Source organism: Streptomyces alkaliterrae (genome assembly GCF_007097205.2).
Classification (GTDB): Bacteria; Actinomycetota; Actinomycetes; order Streptomycetales; family Streptomycetaceae; genus Streptomyces; species Streptomyces alkaliterrae.
Genome location: NZ_VJYK02000673.1, coordinates 1 through 666, shown reverse-complemented (window position 1 = coordinate 666; position 666 = coordinate 1). Strand labels below are relative to the sequence as shown.

Sequence of the window (666 nt, the reverse complement as noted above, 5' to 3'; positions counted from 1 at the left end):
GCCCCCGCACCCGCCCTCGTCGGCGACGAACGCTGCGACCTGCTCGTCGTCGGCGCCGGCTACAGCGGCCTGTGGACGGCGCTGATCGCCAAGGAACGCGACCCCGCCCGCGACGTCGTGCTCATCGAGGCCAAGGAGGTCGGCTGGGCCGCCTCAGGCCGCAACGGCGGATTCTGCGCCGCCTCCCTCACCCACGGCCGCGCCAACGGCCTCTCCCGCTGGCCCGACGAGTACGCCACCCTGGAGAAACTCGGTCTCGCCAACCTCGACGCCATCGAGGAGACGGTCCAACGCCACGGCATCGACTGCGACTTCGAACGCACCGGCGAGATCGACATCGCCACCGAGCCCCACCAGGTCGCCGAACTCCGCGACGCCGCCGACGAGGCCGCCCGCCTCGGGCTCAGCCGACCCGAGTTCCTGGACCGCGACGCCCTGCGCGCCCACGTCGACTCTCCCACCTTCCTCGCCGGACTCTGGGACCGCGACGGCGTCGCCATGCTCAACCCCGCCCGCCTCGCCTGGGGCCTGCGCCGCGCCTGCGTCGACGCCGGCGTCCGCCTCTACGAGCACACCCCCGCCCAGGCCCTCACCTCCGACAGCGAGACCGTGCGCGTCCGCACCCCCTTCGGCCGGGTCCGCGCCCGCCACGTCGCCCTCGGCACC

At 74.5% G+C, this 666-nt stretch carries 1 protein-coding gene; it reads left to right on the top strand.

Going from position 1 to position 666, the window contains the following annotated elements; translation table 11 throughout:
• On the top strand, positions 1-666 hold a 666-nt coding region (locus FNX44_RS27445), incomplete at both ends, for an NAD(P)/FAD-dependent oxidoreductase (RefSeq protein WP_153507810.1).